Annotated in this window: 1 protein-coding gene; it reads left to right on the top strand. The window is 41.0% G+C overall.

The genetic code is table 11. From position 1 onward, the window contains the following. The coding region (locus KO521_RS11345) for a beta strand repeat-containing protein (protein WP_215940042.1) at nucleotides 1–3,195 on the top strand (3,195 nt) is incomplete at both ends.

Genomic DNA, 3,195 nt, shown 5'->3' with positions numbered 1-3,195 from the left:
GAAATAGACGAAACGGTTACCAATATCACCGGTACTTCAACTAGTGGAAATGAAATAGGTGTTTACGAAAAGGAAGACGGAACAACGGTTTCCATTCAAGAGAGCATCGTACGAATAGAAGATAATAATGATGGTAACATCACTTTAGTAAATGAAGCCGGAAACAGTGTAACCGTAGCCAAGTCAGATATCACGGATTTAGGTGGCGGTCTGTACCGTTTCACCAATGGAGATGGAACGGATGTTGACATTAACACGAACGGCATCGCTATTACGGATGTCGTTGCCGGTAACCTAATCGCCACGGTAACCCAAGCCGATGGAACGTTTACGGAAATAGACGAAACGGTTACAACATTGTCCACAGCCGATAGTGTAAACTATACCTATACATCAGAGAATGGAACGCCAACGAGTTTTGATGGTACTGATGACCAAGAAGCAACGGAAGTCAACTTAACAACTCCCTTAGATGTGGATGGTGATAGTGTAGATGAAACAACAGTGGAAGAAGCTATTATTGATTTGGCAGCCAACGCCAGCGATAATCAGAATTTGACCGGTGCAACTTTGAGTGGAACAAATCAACTTCAAATAGATATAGAAAGAGGCACCTCCACAAGTGTTGACTTATCATCACTTGTAGAAACAGTTATTGCTGGAACAGGTGCTATTTCAGTAGCGGATGACGGAAATGGAAACTATACGGTTACTTCTACCGATCCTGATGAAGATGAAACAAACGAACTTACTTTAATTGATAGTGGCGCACCAGTAGTAACACCATCAAATGCAGGGGTAACTTATGTTGATGATGTTGCGGGACAATTATATGTTTTTGACGGAACAACTTGGCAGCAAGTCGGAGGTAGTGCAGCACCAGATGCTGATCCAGACCCAAATAATGAATTACAGACACTTACTTCTACAGATGGTTCGGTAACATTAACACCTTCAGGTAACGATTACGATCTTTCTGTAGCTGTTGTAGATGGTACGGAAACTAAAGTTGAATCAGGTAATGCAAATGTTACAGTAACAGGAGATGGTTCTACGGCCAGTCCATATCAAATCAGTAGTGTTGATTTAGATGAGCAAAATGCTACCGAAGTTCTTTTAGATGCTCCTTTTGATGTTGACGGAGATACGGTAAACGAAACTACAGTTCAAGAAGCATTAGAAGATTTAGCAACCCATGCTAGTGATAACCAACAGGTAAGTAGTGCAGTTGGAACGCCAAACGAAACAGTAGATATCGATTTAGAACGAGGTGGTTCTACTACTATAAATATCCAGGATGCAGATTCAGATGCCACGAATGAGATTCAAGATGCCACGGAAGTAGCTTTGAATACTCCTTTTGATGTAGATGGAGATACAGTAAATGAAACTACAGTACAGGAAGCATTAGAAGATTTAGCTGCGAACGCAAGTGATAACCAACAAGTAAGTAGTGCTATAGGGACGCCAAACGAAACAGTGGATATCGATTTAGAACGAGGTGGTTCTACTACTATAAATATTCAAGATGCCGATGCCGATGCAACAAATGAGATTCAAGATGCCACGGAAGTTCTTTTGAATACTCCTTTTGATGTAGATGGAGATACAGTAAACGAAACTACGGTACAAGAAGCGTTGGAAGATATAGCTGCCAATGCCAGTGATGATCAAACGTTAAGTACGGATGGTAATCCAGGAAATGTTAGTATATCAGAAGGAAATGCAATTAATTTAAATGTAGATGATGCCGATGCAAACGCATCAAACGAAATACAGACGTTAACATCAACAGATGGTTCGGTAACATTAACACCTTCAGGTAATGATTATGACCTTTCTGTAGCTGTTGTAGATGGTACGGAAACAAAAGTTGAATCAGGAAATGCTAATGTTACGGTAAGTGGAGATGGTTCAACAGCTAGTCCATATCAAATCAGTAGTGTTGATTTAGATGAGCAAAATGCTACCGAAGTTCTTTTAGATGCTCCTTTTGATGTTGACGGAGATACGGTAAACGAAACTACGGTACAGGAAGCTTTGGAAGATTTAGCTGCCAATGCTAGTGATAACCAACAGGTAAGTAGTGCCGTAGGAACACCAAACGAAACGGTAGATATCGATTTAGAACGAGGTGGTTCTACTACAATAAATATCCAAGATGCCGATGCGGACGTAACTAACGAACTTACTTTATTGGGTAATGGCTCTCCAACAATTACACCAAGTAATAGTGGGGTTACTTATGTAGATGAGGTTGCGGGACAATTATATGTCTACGATGGTACTACATGGAATGCAGTAGGTGGTAATGCATCACCAGATTTAGATGGTGATCCAAATAATGAAATACAGACAATTACTTCTACGGATGGTTCTATTACAGTTTCACCTTCTGGTAATGACTATAACCTTTCAGTTGCTGCAGCCGATGGTTCTGAAACTATTTTAAACGGAGCAGGCATCAACGTAGTATCTGGCTCTGGTACATCTACTGACCCATACTTGGTTACAGGTACTGAAGTTGATGGAGACATTACGAATGAAATACAGACATTAACATCAACAGATGGTTCGGTAACATTAACACCTTCAGGTAACGATTACGATCTTTCTGTGGCTGTTGTAGATGGTACGGAAACAAAAGTTGAATCAGGTAATGCTAATGTTACGGTAAGTGGAGATGGTTCTACGGCCAGTCCATATCAAATCAGTAGTGTTGATTTAGATGAGCAAAATGCTACGGAAGTTCTTTTAGATGCTCCTTTTGATGTTGACGGAGACACGGTAAACGAAACTACAGTTCAAGAAGCCTTAGAAGATTTAGCGACCAATGCTAGTGATAACCAACAGGTAAGTAGTGCAGTTGGAACGCCAAACGAAACAGTGGACATCGATTTAGAACGAGGTGGTTCTACTACTATAAATATTCAAGATGCCGATGCCGATGCTACGAACGAAATACAGACATTGACATCAACTGATGGTTCGGTAACACTAACTCCATCAGGCGATGATTATGATTTATCCGTAGCAGCTGCCGATGGTTCTGAAACAGAAGTAACCGGAGCAGGAATCAATACGGTAAGCGGAGATGGAACTTCAGCCAGTCCTTATGTAGTTACCGGGACGGAAGTAGATGGTGATATTACAAATGAAATCCAAACAGTAGCCTCAGCGGACGGTTCTGTGGAT

The sequence above is a fragment of the Zobellia uliginosa genome, from assembly GCF_018860745.1.
GTDB lineage: Bacteria > Bacteroidota > Bacteroidia > Flavobacteriales > Flavobacteriaceae > Zobellia > Zobellia uliginosa_B.
The sequence above is the reverse complement of the archived record's forward strand: the minus strand, read 5'-3'. Positions and strand labels throughout refer to the sequence as shown.